Genomic DNA, 18,500 nt, shown 5'->3' on the forward strand with positions numbered 1-18,500 from the left:
TTCAGATCAAGGATCAGGCGATCGGGCGGTCGTCGGGATCGTCCATCAGGATGCGGTTCGCATCGCCCATGGGGTCGTCGTACTGGCCCGCCCTCAGCGTCCACCAGAAGGCGGCGACGGCGATCAGGCCCAGACCCACCGAGAAGGGCGCGAGGAAGAGCAGGATGTTCATCGGCGGGCTCCTGTGCGAAGCGCGTTGAGGGTCACCGCCAGGGACGAGCCCGACATGGCGAGGGCGGCCACGAACGGATTGACGAACCCCAGCATGGCGGCCGGCGCGGCCACCACGTTGTAGAGCGCGGCGAAGCCGAAGTTCTCCATCGCCCGCTTGCGCGCCGTGCGGGCCAGATCCACCGCCTCCACCACCGCCGAGAGGCCCTCGCCCGAGAACACCAGGTCGGCGGCGTTCTGGCTGGCCTCCAGGGCCGAGCCGGGCGCCATGGCGGCGTGCGCCTTGGCCAGGGCGGCGGCGTCGTTCAGCCCGTCGCCCACCATCAGCACCTTGCGGCCCTGGGCGGCGAGGGCGTCGATCGCCTCGGCCTTGTCCTGCGGCGAGAGGCCGCCCCGCCAGTGGGCGATCCCGGCGGCGCCCGCCGCGCGGGCCACGGCGGCCGGCACGTCGCCCGACAGCACCTCCACCGACAGGCCCCGGGCCTTCAGCGCGGCGATGGTCTCGGCCGCGTCGGCGCGCAGGGCGTCGCTGAAGCGGAAGCGGATCTTGGTCTCGCCCTCGAATCCGAACCACAGCTCGGTCTCGCCGGCGGCGTGGCTCTCGACGCCCACGAAGGACGCGCGGCCGAGACGCGCGCGGCGGCCGCCGATGAGGCCCTCGACGCCGAGGCCGGCGTGCTCGCGCACGTCGCTCGCCATCGCCCCCTCCCCGGCCTCGGCGGCCAGGGCGCGGGCCAGCGGATGGCGCGAGGCCCGGGCCAGCGGGGCGGCGAGCGCCACGGCGGCGGGAGCCGGGTCCACCAGCTTCGGCCGCCCCTCGGTGAGGACGCCGGTCTTGTCGAACACGACGTGGTCGACGCCGGCCAGGCGCTCCAGGGCCGCGCCGGACTTCACCAGCACGCCCTTGCGGAACAGCCGCGCCGAGGCGGTGATCTGCACCGCGGGCACGGCCAGGCCCAGGGCGCAGGGGCAGGTGACGATCAGCACCGCGACCGCGCGGATCAGCGCCTCGCGCGGTCCAAGGCCCAGGGCCCAGCCGCCGGCGAACGTCAGGGCCGCGACGGTGTGGACCACCGGCACGTAGATCGCCGCGGCCTTGTCGGCCCACTGGACGTACTTCGACTTCGCCTGGGCCCCGGCCTCGACCAGGCGGGCGATGGCGGAGAGCGCGGAGTCCTCGGACCGCGCCTCGGCCCGCAGGCGCAGCACGCCCGAGAGGTTCAGGGCGCCGGCCCGGCAGAGCTGTCCGGGGCGCACGGCGGCCGGCGCGGTCTCGCCGGTGAGCAGGGAATTGTCGAGCTCGGAGAGCCCGTCCTCGATGACCGCGTCCACCGGCAGGCGCTCGCCCGGGCGGACCAGCAGGCGGTCGCCCGGCAGGATGTCGGAGAGGGGCACGCGGTGCTCGCCGCCCGCCTCGTCCAGGCGGATCGCGGCCGGCGCCTGCAGCGCCAGGAGGTCGCCCGCGGCGCTGCGCGCCTTGGCCCGCAGCTGGTGGTCCAGCCAGCGGCCGATCAACAGCAGGAAGAGCAGGCTGACGGCGGCGTCGAAATAGGCGTCGCGGCCCTGCAGCACCGTCTCGGAGAAGCTGATGACCAGGGTCAGGATCACGCCGATCGAGATCGGCACGTCCATGTTGGCGCGGCCGGCCTTCAGCGAGCGCCAGGCCGACTGGAAGAACGGCATGCCGGCGTAGATGGCGCAGGGCGCGCCGACGGCGCCCGAGAACCACATCATCACCGTGCGGGTGGCCGGTCCCAGCTCCTGGCCGAACAGCCCGGCCCAGATGGGGACCGAGAACATCATGGTGTTCATGGCGCCGAAGGCCGCCACGGCCATGGCCAGGATCAGCCGGCGGCCCTCGCGGTCGTGGGCGGCCTGGGCCTGGGCCGGGTCGTACGGCGTGGCCGGATAGCCCAGCTTCTCAAGGGCGCCGATCACCGCGGCCGGGTCGCCCGAGGCGCCCTTGAAGGCCACCGCCAGCTTGCCCGAGGTGAGGTTCATGCGCGCCGAGGCCACGCCGGGGACGGCCTGGACCTCGCGCTCGATCTTCGACATGCAGCCGGCGCAGCGGGCGCCGCGCACCAGCAGGTCCAGCGTCGCGCGGCCGTCCTCGCGGCGCTTCAGGAAGGCCGAGAAGTCGGGCCCGCCGGCCGCCTCGTAGGTCAGGGCCACGTCAGCCTCCGCTCGGCCGTAAAGCGGCGGCCCTGAGAATCCACGGCCTCGGCCGTCAGGTCCCAGGCGCCCTCGATGGCGCCGGTGGGGGCGACGTAGCGGCCGGGGGCGACTTCGGCGAACTTCGGCGCGATCTTCCCCGCCTCGGTGGCCGGACGCTCCAGCCTGCCGGTGACCGTCAGGCCCTGGACCGGGCGGCCGTCGGAATCGACGAACTGCACGGTCACAAGGCCGGGCCCGGCCTCGGCGGCGGCCCGCCAGCCCAGCCGCGCCTGCGCCTCGGCCTGGGCGATCTGGCGGTTGTAGAGCAGGCCGTCCTCGTAGGGGGTCACGGACACCTGGCCGGGGAAGGTCTTCACGGCCAGCACCGTGAACGTGGCGTCCACGGCGATGATCACGGCGAAGAAGCCGACCATGGCGGCCAGCACGTGCCGGCCGGTGATGCGGAAGCCGCCGGTGGGCTCGGTCATGTCGGTCGCGCTCATAGCTGGTTCGCGGCTCCGGAGAGGAAGGTGGTCTTGGTCCTGACGCTGGCCCCCGGCCCGCGGACCTCGAAGGCCGCCGGCAGGCTGGTCTCGGGCAGCGACTCCTGAGGCGCGATCACGAACACCCGCACCGAGGTGACCTCGTTCGGCTCCAGCACCAGAGACAGGGTGTCGCCGGCCGGCTTGCCCGGGCTGCGGACGCGAGCGTCCTTCACCCCTTCGAAGCTGACTTCCACCGGCATGGGCTCGAAGCCGCGGTTGGAGATCTTCAGGGTGTAGCCGTTGCGGATCGAGCCGTCGTGCAGGCGCACGAACGTCGGGTTGCGGTCGCGCAGGGCGTGCAGCTCCATCGTCGTGCGGTTCATGAAGCCCCACAGCATCAGGGCCGACACGAGGGTCAGGGCGACAGCGTAGTAGACCGTCCGTGGGCGGACGAGTTTGTAGCGCGGCGCATTGCCCTTCTGCCGCTCGGCCACGGCGCTGTCGGTGTCGTAGAAGATCAGGCCCTTGGGCCGGCCGACCTTGACCATGATCTCGTCGCAGGCGTCGATGCACAGGCCGCAGTTGATGCACTCGAGCTGCGCCCCGTTGCGGATATCGATGCCCATCGGGCAGGCCACGACGCAGGCGTTGCAGTCGATGCAGTCGCCGCGGCCTTCCCACGGCTGGCCCTTCTTGTGCGGGCCGCGCGGCTCGCCGCGGTCGTAGCGGTAGGTCACCTGCAGCGAGTGGTGGTCCAGCATCGCCCCCTGGATCCGCGGCCAGGGGCACATGTAGGTGCAGACCTGCTCGCGCATGTGGCCGGCGAAGATGTAGGTCGTGGCCGTCAGCACGGCGCACGAGACGTAGGCCGTCATCGGCGCCTGGCCGATCCAGAAGTTGCGGATCAGGGTCGGGGCGTCGTGGAAGTAGAAGATCCAGGCGCCGCCGGTGCCGAAGGCGATGCCCAGCCACACCAGGTGCTTGCCGGTCTTGCGCCAGACCTTGTTGAAGGACAGCGGCGCGGCGTCCAGGCGCATCCGCGCGTTGCGATCGCCCTCGAACATCCGCTCGACGTAGATGTAGAGGTCGGTCCAGACCGTCTGCGGGCAGGCGTAGCCGCACCACAGCCGGCCGAACAGCGCCGTCACCAGGAAGAGGCCCAGGGCCGCCATCACCAGCAGGCCGGTGATGAAGTAGACCTCCTGCGGCCACAGCTGGATGCCGAAGAAGTAGAACCGGGCGCCGTCGAAATCGACCAGCACCGCCTGGTCCGGCAGGGCGCCGGGGCGCTCCCACCGGATCCACGGGGTCACGTAGTAGATCCCCAGCATGAGGACCAGCAGGGCCCACTTGATCATCCGCCAGCGGCCGTGGACCAGCTTGGGATAGATCGGGGTGCGCGGCTTGTAGAGGCCGCCGCCCAGGCCCTTCTTGCGCACGCGCTCGGCGGCCGAGACCGGCGCCTGGTGTCCAGGCGCCGGGGCTCCGGCGGCCCGCTCGCTTCCGGCGGGCTTGGAGACGCGGTCGATGACGACGGTCATCTCGCCGGAGCGCCTCCGACCGCGGCCACTTCCGTCTCGCCCCCGCCGGCGTTGGCGTGGATGTAGACGGCGAGCGCCTTGATGGTTTCGGGGCTGAAGCGGGCTTCCCACGTCGGCATGACGCCGTTGCGGCCGTTCCAGATCTGGTCGTGGATGGAGTCCCGGTCGGAGCCGTACAGCCATTCCGCGTCGGTCAGGTTCGGCGCGCCCTTGGTCACGTCGCCGCGGCCGTCGACGGCGTGGCAGGCGGCGCACTGGTCGGCGAAGTTCTGCCGCGCGCGCTCGACGGCGGCCCCGTCGGCCTTGCGGCCCGAGAGCGCCACCACGTACTCGGTCAGGTCGCGGATCTGGTCGGCGGGCAGCAGCTGGTCGCGGCCGTAGGCCGGCATCATGGTCTCGCCGCGGGCCTCGGGGTGGCCCGAGCGGATGCCGACCTTCAGGGTGTGCTCGATCTCGGGCAGCGTGCCGCCGTACAGCCACACGTCGTCGCGCAGGTTCGGGTAGCCCTTGGCCCCCGCCCCGCCGGCGCCGTGGCAGGTGGCGCAGTTGTCGCCGAAGACCGACTGGCCGACCTGCAGGGCGAACGCCTGCAGCTCGGGGTCCTGCTCGATCTGCTCGAGGCTGACCGACTTCAGCTTGGCCCCCTGGGCGCCGCGCAGGGCGTCCAGCTTGGCCAGCTCCTGCACCACGTTGGCGCGGTCGGAGTGGTTGCGCAGCCCCTTGGTGTAGCTGTCGATGCCCGGCCAGGCCGGCATGAACACCCAATAGACGGCGGCCCAGACGATCGAGCCGTAGAACACCCAGAGCCACCAGCGCGGCAGGGGGTTGTCCAGCTCCTTGATGCCGTCCCACTCGTGGCCGGTCGTCTCGACGCCGGAGTGTTCGTCAAGTTCACGGTCAGACATGGTCGCTCTCGTCCTTATCGAGCGGCAGTTTGGCGAGGCGGTCGAACGCCTCCTTGTTCTTGGGCCAGAGCGCGTAGACGACGCCGGCGACGAAGATGGCGGCGAAGTAGATCAGGCCGCCCTGCTGGGCGAACTGGGCCACCGCCTCGTAGGTCAGGCCGCTCATCGCAGGTTCTCCGGCGCCTCGGCCTTGTAGGTCGTGAAGTCGACCATGGTGCCGAGCATCTGCAGGTAGGCGATCAGGGCGTCGAGTTCGGTCAGCCGCTCGGGATCGCCATCGAAGTCCCGCTGCAGGATCTTGGCCCCGTAGCGCTTCTTCAGGCCCGAGCCTTCGCCGGCGTAGGGGTCGACCTGCGTCTCGAGGTCTTCCTTGGCGCTGGCGATCTGCTCGTCGCTGTAGGGCACGCCCACCGACCGCAGGGCCGCCAGCCGCGCCTCGATGTTGCGGTAGTCGAGGTCCGTCTCCGCCAGGAAGCGGTAGGGCGGCATGTTCGATTCCGGCACCACCGAGCGCGGGTCCACCAGGTGATCGCGGTGCCAGTCGTCGGAGTACTTGCCGCCGACGCGGGCGAGGTCGGGACCGGTCCGCTTCGAGCCCCACTGGAACGGGTGGTCGTACATGCTCTCGGCCGCCAGGCTGTAGTGGCCGTAGCGCTCGACCTCGTCACGCAGCGGGCGGACCATCTGCGAGTGGCACACGTAGCAGCCCTCGCGGACGTAGATGTCCCGGCCGGCCTGCTCGAGGGGGGTGTAGGGCCGCACGCCCTTCACCTTCTCGATGGTGCTCTCGAGGTAGAAGAGCGGGGAGATCTCCACCAGGCCGCCGATCGAGACGACGACCAGGATGCCGATGACCAGCCAGATGGAGTTCTTTTCGAGGTTCTGGTGCTTTTTCCACATGGGGCCCGGCCCTTACTCAGCCGCCAGCATGGCGGGGGTGGGCGTCGCGACCGGGGTCTCGAGCTCGGCTTGCGCCGGGCTCGGCATGCGGACGGTCCGCCACAGGTTGTAGGACATGATCACCGCGCCGGAGAGGTACATGAGGCCCCCCACCGTCCGGATGACGTTCTCGATATGCTTGGCCGCGACGGTCTCGACGAACGAGTTGGCCAGGAAGCCCTGCGGCGTGTAGGCGCGCCACATCAGGCCTTCCATGATGCCCGACACCCACATCGCGGCGATGTAGAGCAGGATGCCGGTGGTCGCGATCCAGAAGTGCCACTCGACCAGGCGGTTCGAGTAGAGGCCTTCCTTCTTCCAGAGCCAGGGCACCATGCAGTAGACGGCGCCGAAGCTGATGAAGCCGACCCAGCCCAGGGCGCCCGAGTGCACGTGGCCGATCGTCCAGTCGGTGTAGTGCGACAGGGCGTTGACCGCGCGGATCGACATCAGCGGGCCTTCGAAGGTCGACATGCCGTAGAAGGCGATGGCCACCACCATCATCCGCACGACCGGATCGGTGCGCAGCTTGTCCCAGGCGCCCGACAGGGTCATCAGGCCGTTGATCATGCCGCCCCAGGAGGGCATCCACAGCATGATCGAGAAGGTCATCCCCAGCGTCTGCGCCCACTGCGGCAGGGCCGTGTAGTGCAGGTGGTGGGGGCCGGCCCAGATGTAGATGAAGATCAGCGACCAGAAGTGGACGATCGAGAGCCGGTAGGAATAGACCGGCCGCTCAACCCGCTTCGGCACGAAGTAGTACATCATGGCCAGGAAGCCGGCGGTGAGGAAGAAGCCCACCGCGTTGTGGCCGTACCACCACTGGGTCAGGGCGTCCTGGACGCCGGCGAAGGCCGAGTAGCTCTTGGCCTCGAGCAGCCCGACCGGGATGGCCAGGTTGTTGACGACGTGCAGCAGCGCGATGGTGACGATGAAGGCCAGGTAGAACCAGTTGGCCACGTAGATGTGCGGTTCCTTGCGCTTCCAGATCGTCCCCAGGAAGACGAGCAGGTAGCCGACCCAGACCACCGTCAGCCACAGGTCCACGTACCACTCGGGCTCGGCGTATTCGCGGCTCTGGGTGATGCCGGCCAGGTAGCCGGTCGCCGCCAGCACGATGAAGAGCTGGTAGCCCCAGAAGACGAACCACGGCCAGGCGCCGCCGGCCAGGCGCGCCTTGCAGGTCCGCTGGACCACGTAGAAGGAGGTCGCCATCAGCGCGTTGCCGCCGAACGCGAAGATCACCGCGCTGGTGTGCAGGGGCCTGAGGCGGCCGAAGTTCAGCCATCCCGCCTCGGGGAAGTAGAGCTGGTTCGGCCATGAGAGCTGCGCGGCGACGAGCACCCCCACCAGCAGGCCGACGACGGCCCAGAACATGGTGGCGATGACGCCGGCGCGGACCACCGCGTCGTTGTAGCGGGTGGGGTCGGCGCGGAACTTGCCCGAGCCGAGGCCGACGGACATGACGGCGAAGGCGGACACGAAGCCCGCGATCAGCACGTAGCCGTGGAAGCGGAGGGACGGGTCCGGCGTGAACGCCGTCACGAGGATCGATCCCAGGGCCAGGAGCCCGGTGACCGTGTAGAGAAGAAGCGCGTCGAACGGCGCGTCTTCCTGAGTTGCGACTGCCTGCGTCATGGATCCAATCGGCGGGATTGAGGGACAGGCGCCGCTCATGCCGCAGTGCGACATGGAAGGCCTTGATATCGGTCAAGGCTGGGCCCCGGCCGCCGGGGCAGAAGCGGCTCCGATCGCCTGGAGGTCCCCATGTCCCGCCGCCTCGAAACTGGCCACGAAAATGGTCCCGAACCGCGTGAAGACGCCGTCCTGAGGGCCGGATTCGCCCTTCTGGGCCTCGTGCTGCTGGCCAGCGCGGCGCTGTCGTTCGAGGCGGCGCTCCAGCACATGGCGGCGCTGGGCGTCGTCTGCGGCGGCGATACGCCGCACTGCGGCTGGTGCTACGCGAGTGTCGGGTTCGTGCTGGCCGGGGTCTCGTCCCTGGCGGCGGCCGTGCGCCCGGCCCGCCGCGCGCAGCGGGCCTGAACCCGACTCAGCCGACGCGGCTTCAGCAGCTCAGCCCCACGCACGAGGGAACGGCCAGCTTGCGCTGCGTCCCGGCGTCGGACTTGGCGATGGCCTCGATGTAGGCGGCGATGTCGAGCGCCTGGCGTTCGCTGATCTCCAGCGGCGGCATGGCGTAGTGGTCGCCGGCGCGGGCCTCCTCCACCACGCGCTGCAGCTCGGCCGGCGTGTAGCGGCCGCCCAGGGTGCGCAGGGGCGGGGCCGGCCCGTAGACGCTCCGGCCGCGGGGCGCGGCGTTGTGGCAGCCGGCGCAGCGCCTCTGCACGAGATCGCGCCCGCGCAGCACGGCCGGCTTCAGCACCCGCGGGGTCTGCGCAGGCCCGGCGGGTTCCGGAGGGGACGCCGAGGCCAGCGCCGGCGCGGCCAGCGCGGCGGCCACGATCAGCTTGGCGATGAGGGGCATGGCGCGGCCCTACCCCCGCGCGCCCGCCCGGTCGAGCGCCCCCAGGTTGAGCGAACCCAAGTTGAGTAAACGCAAGGCGCGATGCGATCCCGGGCGCCATCCTGCGCGTTCATCCAAGAGCGAGGGCCGCCCCATGGACCGCCTGAAGGACAAGGTCGCGATCGTCACCGGCGCAGCGCTCGGCATCGGCCGGGCGATCGCCATCCGCATGGCCGAGGAAGGCGCCTCGGTCGCCGTCACCGACATGCGCGAGGCCGAAGGCCAGGCGCTCGCCGACGAGCTGGCCGGCCGCGGCTTCAACGCCCGCTTCTGGCGCCTGGACGTCGCCCGCGAGGACGAGGTCCGGCGCGTGGTGGACGAGGCCGCCGCCCACTTCGGCCGGCTGGACGTGCTGGTGAACAACGCCGGCGTGGCCGGGGCCAACAAGCCCACCCACGAGATCACCGAGGCCGAGTGGGACTTCGTTCAGGCGATCAACGTGAAGGGCGTATTCTTCTGCACCAAGCACGCGGTCGCGCACCTGCGGAAATCGGGCGGCGGCAGCATCGTCAACCTGTCGTCGATCTACGGCCTGGTGAGCGCCCCCGACGTGCCGCCCTACCACGCCTCGAAGGGGGCGGTGCGGCTGATGAGCAAGACCGACGCCCTGATCTACGCCCCCGACCGGATCCGGGTGAACTCGATCCACCCGGGCTTCATCTGGACGCCGATGGTCGAGGGCCACCTGAAGACCATGGGCGACGTGGAAGAGGGCAAGGCGGCCACCGCCGCCCTGCACCCGCTGGGCCACCTGGGCGAGCCCGACGACATCGCCTGGGGCTGCGTATACCTGGCCTCGGACGAGGCGAAGTTCGTCACCGGGACCGAGCTGGTCATCGACGGCGGCTACACCGCCCGCTGACTGGTCGCGCCGCCTGTTCGAGCCGCCTATTCAAGCTGCACGTCGCGGGCCGCTTCCCACGACTGCTGCTCCTCGTGCGCCCGGAGCCCCTTGCGGACGAGGCAGTCCCAGACCTCCTCGGCAGTCTCAGCGAACTCGAACAGCTCGAGGTCGCCCGGCGAGATCATGCCGGCGTCGGCGAGCGCCCGGAAGTTGATCGCCCCCTCCCAGTACCCCCGGTCGAACAGCACGATGGGGATCGGCGGCGACTTGCCGGTCTGGCGCAGGGTCAGGATCTCGAACAGCTCGTCGAACGTGCCGAACCCGCCGGGGAAGATCACCAGCGCGTTGGCCCGCATCGCCAGGTGCATCTTGCGCATGGCGAAGTAGTGGAAGCGGAAGGTCAGCTCGGGCGTGGACCAGGCGTTGGGCGCCTGCTCGTGCGGCAGGGTGATGTTGAGGCCGATGGAGGGCGCGCCCACGTCGGCCGCCCCGCGGTTGGCGGCCTCCATGATCCCCGGGCCGCCGCCGGTGCAGATGACGTTGTGCCGCTCGCGCCGGGCCGACAGGTGGGCTCCGCCGCGCTGCGAGGCGATGGCGCCGAACTTCCGGGCCTCGGCGTACCAGCGCGGGTGCGGATCCGGCCCGTCCTCGCGGATGCGCGCGCTGCCGAACACCACGATGGTGGAGCACACGCCCCAGGCCTTCATCGCCTCGTCGGCCTTGGCGAACTCCAGCAGGAAGCGGACGCCCCGCATCGATTCGCCCAGCAGGAAGTCCTGGTCCAGGGCCGCCAGCCGGTAGGTGGGCGAGGCCATCTGCGCGCCGTTCGGCCCTCCGCCGGACTTCGGGGAATCGCTCATCTGGCCTCCGTGCTCATTGCGGCAGATCAAGGTCGCGCTTTGCTGCGCCTGCGAAACAGGCCGCCGTCGCGGACGCCAAGAGCCGCCAACTCCTAAGGGGATAGACATGTACACCAAGACGATCGCGCTCGCCGTGGGCGCGGGTCTGCTGCTGGCCGGCGCGGCCCAGGCGCAGGACTTCCAGCCCAAGACCGCGGGCACGCTCATGCTGAACACCCGCGCCACCGTGGTGGCCCCCGACGCGGGCGACCCGATCACCACCCTGGCGGGCGCGGCCACCGGCCTGAAGGCCGAGGTGAGCGACGACGTCATGCCGACCATCGGCCTGACCTACTTCTTCACCGACAACGTCGCCGTCGAGGTGATCGCCGGCACGACCAAGCACACCATCCGCGCCAAGGGCGGGGCCACGGACGTGAAGGTGCAGGAGACCTGGGTGCTGCCGCCGGTCGTGTCGCTGCAGTACCACTTCATGCCCGACCAGAAGGTCAGCCCCTACGTCGGCGCGGGCCTGAACTACATGCTGTTCTACAGCGAGAAGGACTACAACGGCTTCGGCCTGAAGGTGGACGACGGCTTCGGCTACGCGCTGCAGGCCGGCGTCGACGTGGCCCTGCAGGGCAAGCTGAGCGCCAACCTGGACGTCAAGAAGGTGTTCTTCGAGACCGACGCCACCGACCGCTTCAACGGCGTGAAGTCCAAGGTGAACCTGGACCCGTGGGTCGTCTCGGCGGGCCTCGGCTACAAGTTCTAAGCCCCGATTCCAAGCCACGGGCTTCGAACGGCTTTTTCGGGGGCGGACGGCGACGTCCGCCCCTCTTGCGTTGACCGCCGTCAACGCGCCCCGGCGCGGGCCGCGCTAGTCGTTCCGCATGCAGACCTACGAGCTCTATCTGGAAGACGACAAGGGCCGGCGCCGGTTCGAGCCGCTGGCCTGCGAGACCGCCAAGGACGTCCTGCCCAAGGTGCGCCTGCTGCTCGCCGAACAGGACCTCTCGGCCGTCGAGGTGCGGCTGGCCGGCCAGCACCTCTTCACGCTCGCGCGCTGAAGGCTCGCCTTCGCGCCCCGTCTGGGGTATGGAGGCCCGTCCGGCCGGAGCGGCTCCGCTTCAGGCCGGCGCAAGCGAAGCGTGGACGACGTGACCGAACTGCTCCGCCAGAGCCGTATGGACGCGCCCCAGAGCCTGAACCAGGGCCGGGCGCACGCGCCCGCGCGCCTCGCCAAAACCATTATGATGATCATTACCCCCGCCCATCCGGGAACGGGGCGATCGCGCTTGGACTGAAACCCCAACGGATCGCCGAAGGTCTTCGCCAAAAGACCCCGCTCCCACCAAAGGAGCGGGGTTTTTTGTTGCGCCTGGCCCAAAGGCGGTCCGTCCGAACCTCAGGAAAGGACCTCCTATGCCCTCCGCCGACCACCTCGCAGCCGCCGTGGGCGAATTCGCCCGGCGGCTCGCCCGCGAGGACCTGCTCGCCGCCACCGCCCGCCTGCAGGCCACCGTCCAGGGTTCGGCCTCGATCGAGCCCCTGCTGCGCCTGGAGGCGGCGCTGACCGAGAGCTGGCCGCAGGACCGGCCGCTGCCGACGCACGAGATCGTCTGGGGCCTGCCCGCCGCCCGGCCCGACGGCCCGCCCGCGGTCGTGGTCGCCGCCTACGACGCCGACGGACGCCTGCTGCTCCAGCTCGAGCGCGAGACCCGTCATGTATGACCCGCTCAAATGGCCGCAGGCGGCGGCCGAGGTCGAGCTGGCGCCCGCGACGCCCCGCCGCCACCTGTTCCTGGTCGAGGCCGCCGACGCCCCGGACACCCTGGCGAAGCTTTTGACGCCCTTCGTCGTCGCCGGGGCCCGGCTCGCCCAGGTGGACTACCGCGCCAGGGACGGCCTGGCCGCGGTGCGGCTGGAGGTGGCCGAGGTGGACGCCGCCGCCGCCGAGCTGATCCGCCGCCGGCTCGCGGGCTTTCCGATCGTGCGCCAGGCAGGTCTCGGCTGGCGCGCCGAATCCAGGCTCTAGATCGGAGGTCGGAGCGCGCACGAGCGGCGAAACCGCTCGGGCCTTCGCCTACGCGCTCTAGACGAAGGTCGATCTCGCACGGGCAAGGCCAAGCGTGCAGGGTTCGGCTTTGAGGGCGGAGGGGGGACCTCCGTCGGCATGGCGGCCGTCCGCAAGCGACGGCGCCCTGGGAGGAGCCTATGTCCAACGCGACCTATCCCGCGTCGGCGGCCGGCGACGAACACACGGTCGATCGGGACGATCGGCTGGTGATCGGCGCCTCGTCCGTCGGCACGGTCTTCGAGTGGTACGACTTCTATCTGTACGGATCGCTCGCCAGCTACATCACCACCCACTTCTTCTCCGGCGTGAACGAGACCACGGGCTACATCTTCGCCCTGATGGCCTTCGCCGCCGGCTTCGCCGTCCGGCCCTTCGGGGCGCTGGTGTTCGGCCGTCTGGGCGACCTGTGGGGCCGCAAGAACACCTTCCTCGTGACCATGCTGCTGATGGGCCTGTCGACCTTCGCGGTGGGCCTCTTGCCCTCGTACGCCCAGATCGGCGTCGCAGCGCCCGCCATCCTGATCGGCCTGCGGCTGCTGCAGGGCCTGGCGCTCGGCGGCGAGTACGGCGGGGCCGCGACCTACGTCGCCGAGCACGCGCCGCACGGCAAGCGCGGCCTCTACACCAGCTGGATCCAGACGACCGCCACCATGGGCCTGTTCATGAGCCTGGCGATCATCCTGGCCACGCGCACCGGCATGGGCGAGGAGGCGTTCGCCGACTGGGGCTGGCGCGTGCCGTTCCTGGTCTCGATCTTCCTGCTGGCCGTCTCGATGTGGATCCGGCTGAAGCTGCAGGAGAGCCCCGCGTTCCAGCGCATGAAGGCCGAGGGCAAGGGCACCACCCAGCCCCTCAAGGAGAGCTTCGCCCGCTGGGGGAACCTGAAGATCGTCGTCCTGGCGCTGGTGGGCCTGACCGCCGGCCAGGCCGTGGTCTGGTACACCGGCCAGTTCTACGCCCTGTTCTTCCTCGAGAAGATGCTGAAGGTCGACGGGGCGCTGACCAACACCCTAGTGGCCCTGGCGCTGCTGATCGGCACGCCGTTCTTCATCTTCTTCGGCTGGCTGTCCGACAAGATCGGGCGGAAGAAGATCATCATGGCCGGCTGCCTGATCGCGGCCCTGACCTACTTCCCGCTGTTCAAGGCGCTGACCTGGGCCGCGAACCCGGACCTCGCCCGCGCCGCGGCCACCAGCCCGGTGACGGTCGTCGCCGACCCGGCCGACTGCTCGGTCCAGTTCGACCCCGTCGGCAAGACGGTGTTCAACAAGAGCTGCGACATCGCCAAGTCGTACTTGGCCAAGGCCGGCGTCACCTACCAGAACGAGGCGGCCCCGGCCGGCTCGATCGCCCAGGTGCGGGTCGGCGACGAAGTCATCGCCTCGTTCCGGGGCGAGGCCCTGCCCAAGGCCGATTTCGCGGCCCAGAAAGGCGCCTGGGAAAAGAACATGGGCGCGGTGCTGAGCGCCGCGGGCTACCCGGCCAAGGCGGACTCCGCCAAGGTCAACAAGGTGGCCGTGGTCGGCATCCTGACCCTGCTCGTGATCTACGTGACCATGGTCTACGGCCCGATCGCCGCCATGCTGGTGGAGCTGTTCCCCACCCGGATCCGCTACACCTCGATGAGCCTGCCCTACCACATCGGCAACGGCTGGTTCGGCGGCTTCCTGCCCACCACGGCGTTCGCCATGGTCGCGGCCACGGGCAACATCTACTACGGCCTCTGGTACCCGGTGGTGGTGGCCGCGGTCACCTTCGTGATCGGCGTGCTGTTCATCCGGGAGACCAAAGACGTCGACATCCACGCCTGAGTAAGCCCGTCTTACCTCCCCTGAGGCGTGCGCGGGCGGCCGAAAGGCCGCCCGCAAGCTTTTCTGCGACCTTCGTCGGCTTGCGGAACGGCCGCGGCGGGCGTCTGATCGGCCCCGTCGGGTAGGGAGGTCGCCGGTGAGCGCCTGGCTCGTCATCCTGGCGGTGGCCGTCTACATGGCCGCCCTTTTCCAGGTCGCCTGGCGGGGCGACCGCAACGCCGCGGCGCAGACCGACGTCCGCCGCCGGGCGGTGACCTACGCCCTCTCCCTCGCCGTCTACTGCACCAGTTGGACCTACTTCGGCGCGGTGGGCACCGCCGCCCGCACCGGCTGGGAGTACGTGACCATCTATCTCGGCCCCGTCCTGGCCGTGACCCTGCTGTTCCCCCTGTGGCGGCGGGTGGCGGCCGCCGCCAAGCGCGGCAACGTCGGATCGATCGCCGACTTCATCGCCGCCCGCTACGGCAAGAGCCGCCTGCTCGGCGGGCTGGCCGCCGTCGTCGCGGTCGCCGGCTCGCTGCCCTACATCGCCCTGCAGCTGAAGTCCCTGGCCACCGGCTGGGCGGCCATGACCCAGGGCGGCGCCGACAGCGCGCCGGCCGAGACGACCGTGCTGGCCATCGCCGTGGCCCTGGCCGGGTTCGCCATCCTGTTCGGCGCGCGGCGGGCCGACCTGACCGAGCACAACCGCGGCCTCGTCCACGCCATCGCCTTCGAGTCGGTGGTCAAGCTTGCCGCCCTGCTGGCCGCAGCGCTGCTGGCCATCGTGCTGATCCTGGGCTCGGACGTCTCCCCGGCCGCGGCGCTGGGGCCGCTGAACGGCCCGCCAACCTTCGACGCGCGATTCCTGGTGATGACGGTGCTCTCGGCGGCGGCGGTGTTCTGCCTGCCGCGCCAGTTCCACATGGGCTTCGTCGAGCTGGCGGACCTCGACGACGCGCGCGAGGCGCGGCGCACCTTCACCCTGTACCTGATCCTCACCACCGCCGCCGTCGTGCCGATCGTGGCGGCCGGCGCCCTGCTGCCCCAGACCTACACCAATCCCGACCTGCTGGTGCTGGCCCTGCCGCTGGAGTTCGGGGCCGCGCCGCTGACGCTGTTCGTCTTCCTGGGCGGCTTCTCGGCGGCGACGGCCATGGTGATCGTGGAGACCGTCGCCCTGTCGGCCATGGTCTCCAACGAGCTGATCCTGCCGCTGGCCGCCAAGCGCCGCTGGCGCGAGGGCGCGCGGGCCGACTTCGCGCGGCTGATCCTGTTCGTGCGCCGTGTGGCGATCGTCGGCGTGCTGTTCCTGGCCTGGCTCTACTTCCGCGCCATGGACCGCTCCGAGGCGCTGGCGGCCATCGGCCTGACCGCCTTCGCGGCCCTGGCCCAACTCGCCCCGGCGCTGGTGGGCGCCGTGCTGTGGAAGCGCGGCACGGCGGCCGGCGCCCTGGCCGGCCTCTCCGCCGGCTTCGCCTGCTGGATCTACAGCATCGCCCTGCCCCAACTCGGCTTCATCGAGCCGCCCGCCTGGATGGGCCGCGGCGATCCGCTGGTGGTGGGCGTGCTCTGGAGCCTGAGCCTCAACATCGGCCTGTTCATCGGCGTCTCGCTGCTCACCCGGCCGCGGCTGATCGAACGCATCCAGGCCGCCACCTTCGTCGAGGACGCCGAGCCGCTGGCCGAAGGGCCCAGCCATGCGCTCAGCGCCCAGGTCGGCGACCTGCGCGACCTGATGGCCCGGTTCATGGGCGAGGCCGCCGCCCGCCGCAGCTTCGCCGACCTCTCGCGCGAGCTGGGCCGGCCGCTGCGCGACCACGATCCCGTCACCCCCGCCGTGGCCCGGGCCATCGAGCGCCGCCTCGCCGGGGCGGTGGGCGCGACCTCGGCCCGGGGGGTCATCGCCGCGGCCCTGTCCGAAGGCGCCCGCGGCCCCGACGACGTCACCCGCCTGCTGGACGAGGCCGCCCAGGCCGTCCAGTTCAACCGCGAGCTGCTGCAGGCCACCCTCGACAACATGAGCCAGGCGGTGAGCGTGGTGGACGCCGACCTGCGGCTGATCGCCTGGAACGCGCCCTACCTGAAGCTCTTCCATTTCCCCCAGGGCTTCATCCACGTCGGCAAGCCGATCGCCGAGGTGATCCGCTGGAACGCCGAGCGCGGCGAGTGCGGGCCCGGCGGGATCGAGGTGCATGTCGAGCGCCGCCTCCAGCACCTGAAGCGCCGCACCCGCCACACCTTCGAGCGCCTGCGCCCCGACGGCCGGATCGTGCGCTCGGTCGGCGCGCCCATGCCGGGCGGCGGCTATGTCACCACCTACACCGACATCACCGAGGACAAGCGCCGGCAGGCCTCGCTGGAGGAGGCGGCCCGGGCGCTCGAGGAGGCCAACGAGCGGCTGGAGGCCCGCGTCGCCGAGCGCACCCGCGAGCTCGCCGAGGCCACCGCCCGCGCCGAGGCCGCCACCGCCTCGAAGAGCCGGTTCCTGGCCGCCGCCAGCCACGACCTGCTGCAGCCGCTGCACGCCGCCCGGCTGTTCGTCGCCGCCCTGGGCGAGGAACTGAAGGACGGCGATCCCGATTCCCGCGCCCTGGCCCGCGACGCCGACCTCGCCATCGCCACCGCCGACCGCCTGCTGCGGGCGCTCCTGAACCTGTCCAAGCTGGAGGCGGGCGGGGTGAAGCCCGAGCTGCGGCCGGTGTCGGCGGCGGCCCTGCTGCGCGACCTGGAGCGCGAGTTCGCCCCGCTGGCCGCCGAGAAGGGCCTGCGCCTGATCGTCCGGCCCTGCGACGCCTGGGTCCGCTCGGACCGCGACCTGCTGCGCTCGCTGCTGCAGAACCTGGTCAGCAACGCCATCCGCTACACCGAGCGAGGCGGCGTGCTGGTGGGCGCCCGCCGGCAGGGCGGGACGCTGCGATTCGAGGTCTGGGACACCGGCCGCGGCATCCCCGAGGCCAGCCGCCCGACCATCTTCCGCGAGTTCATGCGGGTGGGGGGCGAAACGGAGCCGGGAATGGGCCTGGGCCTGGCCATCGTCGACCGGCTGGCCAAGCTGCTGGAGCATCCGGTGGCGTTCCGCTCCGAGGTGGGCCGCGGCAGCATGTTCTGGGTGGCGGCGCCGACCTGCGCGGCCGCCCTGCCCGAGCCCGCCCCCTCGCGGCCGCGCGCCGGCGCCCTGACCGGCCTGCGGGTCCTGTGCGTGGACAACGAGCAGAGCATCCTCGACAGCCTCAAGGCCCTGCTGCGCCGCTGGGGCGCCGAGGTGGACGTCGCCGCCTCGGCGGCCGAGATCGCCGCCCTTCCCGGCCTGTGGGACGCGGCCCTGGTCGACTACCACCTGCACGGCGGGGAGACGGGCCTGGACCTGATCTCTCGCTTCGGGCCCCAGCTCGGGCGGGCCGCCCTGGTGACCGCCGAGACCGACACCACCGTCCACGGCCGCGCCCGACGCCTGGGCGTGACGGTGATCGGCAAGCCGGTGCAGCCGGCCGCGCTCAAGGCCTTCCTGTCGCGCGCCCGCCAGGCCGCGGCGGCGGAGTAGGACGCGGGGCGGGCCTCAGGCGGCGTCGGAATCCAGCAGCAGGGCCTCGGCGGCGATCACCGCCTGGGTCCGGTTCAGCACGCCCAGCTTGCGGAAGATGGCCGTCATGTGCGCCTTCACCGTGGCCTCGGAGACCCCCATCTCGTAGGCGATCTGCTTGTTCAGCCGCCCCCGGCGCAGGCCCACCAGGATGCGCAGCTGGGCCGGCGTCAGCGAGGCGATCCGCTCGCTCGCCCCGTCCCGCTCGCTCGTCCCGTCGTCGTTGTCGGGCGTGCAGACCGGCGGCGCCCAGACCTCGCCCGCCAGCACCGTCTCCAGAGCCTCGCTCATGGTCTCCAGCGAGGCCGACTTGGGGATGAAGCCCGAGGCGCCGAACGACAGCGCCCGCCGCACCGTCTCGCCGTCCTCGCTGGCCGAGACCACCACCACGGGCACGGCGGGATGCTCGGCGCGCAGGGTCAGCAGGCCCGTGAAGCCCTCGCAGTCGGGCATCCGCAGGTCCAGCAGCACGAGGGAGATCCCGGGGTCGTCCCGCAGCCGCGCCGCGGCGTCGGCCAGGGTCGGGGCCTCGACGATCCGCGCGTCGGGGCGCACGCGCCGCACGGCGGTGCTGAGGGCGGTCCGGAACAGAGGATGGTCGTCCACGAGCAGGACGCCGGTCATCGCTTCCTCCCGGGCCGCACT

The 18,500-nt window shown here is 71.2% G+C and carries 20 protein-coding genes; 9 read left to right on the forward strand and 11 right to left on the reverse strand.

Going from position 1 to position 18,500, the window contains the following annotated elements; translation table 11 throughout:
• Positions 1 to 13: 13 nt before the first annotated feature.
• The 8 genes from ccoS to ccoN are packed head-to-tail and all read right to left on the reverse strand — an operon-like array spanning position 14 to position 7,833.
• Positions 14 to 172: a cbb3-type cytochrome oxidase assembly protein CcoS gene (ccoS, locus tag PHZ_RS15565; protein ID WP_012523354.1), complete on the reverse strand. Its 159-nt coding sequence runs from the start codon at positions 170 to 172 to the stop codon at positions 14 to 16.
• Positions 169 to 2,337 carry a heavy metal translocating P-type ATPase gene (locus PHZ_RS15570; protein ID WP_041374304.1) on the reverse strand — a complete coding sequence of 723 codons (2,169 nt, stop codon included), beginning with the start codon at positions 2,335 to 2,337 and terminating at the stop codon, positions 169 to 171. Before PHZ_RS15570 ends, ccoS begins: the two co-directional genes overlap by 4 nt.
• Positions 2,334 to 2,828 (reverse strand): FixH family protein, encoded by a 495-nt coding sequence (locus tag PHZ_RS15575; protein ID WP_012523356.1) that lies wholly within the window; start codon positions 2,826 to 2,828, stop codon positions 2,334 to 2,336. The genes PHZ_RS15570 and PHZ_RS15575 overlap by 4 nt, the downstream gene beginning before the upstream one ends.
• Positions 2,825 to 4,351, reverse strand: coding sequence for a cytochrome c oxidase accessory protein CcoG (gene ccoG, locus PHZ_RS15580; protein WP_012523357.1), 1,527 nt, complete (start codon positions 4,349 to 4,351; stop codon positions 2,825 to 2,827). Before ccoG ends, PHZ_RS15575 begins: the two co-directional genes overlap by 4 nt.
• Positions 4,348 to 5,256, reverse strand: coding sequence for a cytochrome-c oxidase, cbb3-type subunit III (gene ccoP / locus PHZ_RS15585; RefSeq protein WP_012523358.1), 909 nt, complete (start codon positions 5,254 to 5,256; stop codon positions 4,348 to 4,350). The genes ccoG and ccoP overlap by 4 nt, the downstream gene beginning before the upstream one ends.
• Positions 5,249 to 5,422: a cbb3-type cytochrome c oxidase subunit 3 gene (locus PHZ_RS15590; protein WP_012523359.1), complete on the reverse strand. Its 174-nt coding sequence runs from the start codon at positions 5,420 to 5,422 to the stop codon at positions 5,249 to 5,251. The genes ccoP and PHZ_RS15590 overlap by 8 nt, the downstream gene beginning before the upstream one ends.
• Positions 5,419 to 6,156 carry a cytochrome-c oxidase, cbb3-type subunit II gene (gene ccoO / locus PHZ_RS15595; protein ID WP_012523360.1) on the reverse strand — a complete coding sequence of 246 codons (738 nt, stop codon included), beginning with the start codon at positions 6,154 to 6,156 and terminating at the stop codon, positions 5,419 to 5,421. Before ccoO ends, PHZ_RS15590 begins: the two co-directional genes overlap by 4 nt.
• 12 nt (positions 6,157 to 6,168) lie before the next feature.
• Complete coding sequence (gene ccoN, locus PHZ_RS15600; RefSeq protein WP_041373606.1) at positions 6,169 to 7,833, reverse strand: cytochrome-c oxidase, cbb3-type subunit I; 1,665 nt, start codon at positions 7,831 to 7,833, stop codon at positions 6,169 to 6,171.
• Positions 7,834 to 7,962: 129 nt separating this feature from the next.
• Between ccoN and PHZ_RS15605 the strand changes: the two genes are divergently transcribed.
• A complete protein-coding gene (locus tag PHZ_RS15605) occupies positions 7,963 to 8,238 on the forward strand; it encodes a hypothetical protein (protein WP_041373607.1) in 276 nt (91 codons plus the stop codon).
• A 22-nt stretch (positions 8,239 to 8,260) separates the two neighbouring features.
• On the opposite strand, the gene PHZ_RS15610 is transcribed toward PHZ_RS15605, so the two are convergent.
• Positions 8,261 to 8,680: a c-type cytochrome gene (locus PHZ_RS15610; RefSeq protein ID WP_012523362.1), complete on the reverse strand. Its 420-nt coding sequence runs from the start codon at positions 8,678 to 8,680 to the stop codon at positions 8,261 to 8,263.
• A 133-nt stretch (positions 8,681 to 8,813) separates the two neighbouring features.
• Between PHZ_RS15610 and PHZ_RS15615 the strand changes: the two genes are divergently transcribed.
• A complete protein-coding gene (locus PHZ_RS15615) occupies positions 8,814 to 9,581 on the forward strand; it encodes an SDR family NAD(P)-dependent oxidoreductase (RefSeq protein ID WP_012523363.1) in 768 nt (255 codons plus the stop codon).
• A gap of 26 nt (positions 9,582 to 9,607) precedes the next feature.
• Here the strand turns inward: PHZ_RS15615 and PHZ_RS15620 are convergent, their stop codons facing one another.
• Positions 9,608 to 10,423, reverse strand: coding sequence for an LOG family protein (locus tag PHZ_RS15620; RefSeq protein WP_041373608.1), 816 nt, complete (start codon positions 10,421 to 10,423; stop codon positions 9,608 to 9,610).
• A 106-nt stretch (positions 10,424 to 10,529) separates the two neighbouring features.
• On the opposite strand from PHZ_RS15620, the gene PHZ_RS15625 reads away from it, so the two are divergent.
• The 7 genes from PHZ_RS15625 (at position 10,530) to PHZ_RS15645 (ending at position 17,816) form a co-directional block, all read left to right on the forward strand.
• Positions 10,530 to 11,177 (forward strand): OmpW/AlkL family protein, encoded by a 648-nt coding sequence (locus tag PHZ_RS15625; RefSeq protein ID WP_012523365.1) that lies wholly within the window; start codon positions 10,530 to 10,532, stop codon positions 11,175 to 11,177.
• Between the two features lie 118 nt (positions 11,178 to 11,295).
• A complete protein-coding gene (locus PHZ_RS23200; protein WP_183280089.1) occupies positions 11,296 to 11,472 on the forward strand; it encodes a hypothetical protein in 177 nt (58 codons plus the stop codon).
• A gap of 90 nt (positions 11,473 to 11,562) precedes the next feature.
• Positions 11,563 to 11,709 (forward strand): hypothetical protein, encoded by a 147-nt coding sequence (locus PHZ_RS23205; protein ID WP_187149088.1) that lies wholly within the window; start codon positions 11,563 to 11,565, stop codon positions 11,707 to 11,709.
• A 118-nt stretch (positions 11,710 to 11,827) separates the two neighbouring features.
• A complete protein-coding gene (locus PHZ_RS15630; RefSeq protein ID WP_041373609.1) occupies positions 11,828 to 12,136 on the forward strand; it encodes a hypothetical protein in 309 nt (102 codons plus the stop codon).
• Positions 12,129 to 12,440 carry a hypothetical protein gene (locus PHZ_RS15635; protein ID WP_012523366.1) on the forward strand — a complete coding sequence of 104 codons (312 nt, stop codon included), beginning with the start codon at positions 12,129 to 12,131 and terminating at the stop codon, positions 12,438 to 12,440. Before PHZ_RS15630 ends, PHZ_RS15635 begins: the two co-directional genes overlap by 8 nt.
• 179 nt (positions 12,441 to 12,619) lie before the next feature.
• A complete protein-coding gene (locus tag PHZ_RS15640; RefSeq protein ID WP_012523367.1) occupies positions 12,620 to 14,293 on the forward strand; it encodes an MFS transporter in 1,674 nt (557 codons plus the stop codon).
• 136 nt (positions 14,294 to 14,429) lie between these two features.
• A complete protein-coding gene (locus tag PHZ_RS15645) occupies positions 14,430 to 17,816 on the forward strand; it encodes a hybrid sensor histidine kinase/response regulator (RefSeq protein WP_148216886.1) in 3,387 nt (1,128 codons plus the stop codon).
• A 15-nt stretch (positions 17,817 to 17,831) separates the two neighbouring features.
• On the opposite strand, the gene PHZ_RS15650 is transcribed toward PHZ_RS15645, so the two are convergent.
• Positions 17,832 to 18,479, reverse strand: a complete 648-nt coding sequence (locus tag PHZ_RS15650) for a response regulator (RefSeq protein WP_012523369.1) — start codon at positions 18,477 to 18,479, stop codon at positions 17,832 to 17,834.
• Between the last annotated feature and the right edge of the window lie 21 nt (positions 18,480 to 18,500).

The sequence above is a fragment of the Phenylobacterium zucineum HLK1 genome, assembly GCF_000017265.1.
Lineage (GTDB): Bacteria > Pseudomonadota > Alphaproteobacteria > Caulobacterales > Caulobacteraceae > Phenylobacterium > Phenylobacterium zucineum.

Excerpts from the sequence above, each read along its gene's own strand:
- ccoG (WP_012523357.1), bottom strand. The coding sequence starts at position 4,351 with ATGACCGTCGTCATCGACCGCGTCTCCAAGCCCGCCGGAAGCGAGCGG.
- PHZ_RS15605 (WP_041373607.1), top strand. The coding sequence starts at position 7,963 with ATGTCCCGCCGCCTCGAAACTGGCCACGAAAATGGTCCCGAACCGCGT.
- PHZ_RS15620 (WP_041373608.1), bottom strand. The coding sequence starts at position 10,423 with ATGAGCGATTCCCCGAAGTCCGGCGGAGGGCCGAACGGCGCGCAGATG.
- PHZ_RS15615 (WP_012523363.1), top strand. The coding sequence starts at position 8,814 with ATGGACCGCCTGAAGGACAAGGTCGCGATCGTCACCGGCGCAGCGCTC.
- PHZ_RS15590 (WP_012523359.1), bottom strand. The coding sequence starts at position 5,422 with ATGAGCGGCCTGACCTACGAGGCGGTGGCCCAGTTCGCCCAGCAGGGC.
- ccoP (WP_012523358.1), bottom strand. The coding sequence starts at position 5,256 with ATGTCTGACCGTGAACTTGACGAACACTCCGGCGTCGAGACGACCGGC.
- PHZ_RS23200 (WP_183280089.1), top strand. The coding sequence starts at position 11,296 with ATGCAGACCTACGAGCTCTATCTGGAAGACGACAAGGGCCGGCGCCGG.
- PHZ_RS15635 (WP_012523366.1), top strand. The coding sequence starts at position 12,129 with ATGTATGACCCGCTCAAATGGCCGCAGGCGGCGGCCGAGGTCGAGCTG.
- PHZ_RS15630 (WP_041373609.1), top strand. The coding sequence starts at position 11,828 with ATGCCCTCCGCCGACCACCTCGCAGCCGCCGTGGGCGAATTCGCCCGG.
- ccoS (WP_012523354.1), bottom strand. The coding sequence starts at position 172 with ATGAACATCCTGCTCTTCCTCGCGCCCTTCTCGGTGGGTCTGGGCCTG.
- PHZ_RS15640 (WP_012523367.1), top strand. The coding sequence starts at position 12,620 with ATGTCCAACGCGACCTATCCCGCGTCGGCGGCCGGCGACGAACACACG.
- ccoN (WP_041373606.1), bottom strand. The coding sequence starts at position 7,833 with ATGACGCAGGCAGTCGCAACTCAGGAAGACGCGCCGTTCGACGCGCTT.
- PHZ_RS15575 (WP_012523356.1), bottom strand. The coding sequence starts at position 2,828 with ATGAGCGCGACCGACATGACCGAGCCCACCGGCGGCTTCCGCATCACC.
- PHZ_RS15610 (WP_012523362.1), bottom strand. The coding sequence starts at position 8,680 with ATGCCCCTCATCGCCAAGCTGATCGTGGCCGCCGCGCTGGCCGCGCCG.
- PHZ_RS15650 (WP_012523369.1), bottom strand. The coding sequence starts at position 18,479 with ATGACCGGCGTCCTGCTCGTGGACGACCATCCTCTGTTCCGGACCGCC.
- ccoO (WP_012523360.1), bottom strand. The coding sequence starts at position 6,156 with ATGTGGAAAAAGCACCAGAACCTCGAAAAGAACTCCATCTGGCTGGTC.
- PHZ_RS15625 (WP_012523365.1), top strand. The coding sequence starts at position 10,530 with ATGTACACCAAGACGATCGCGCTCGCCGTGGGCGCGGGTCTGCTGCTG.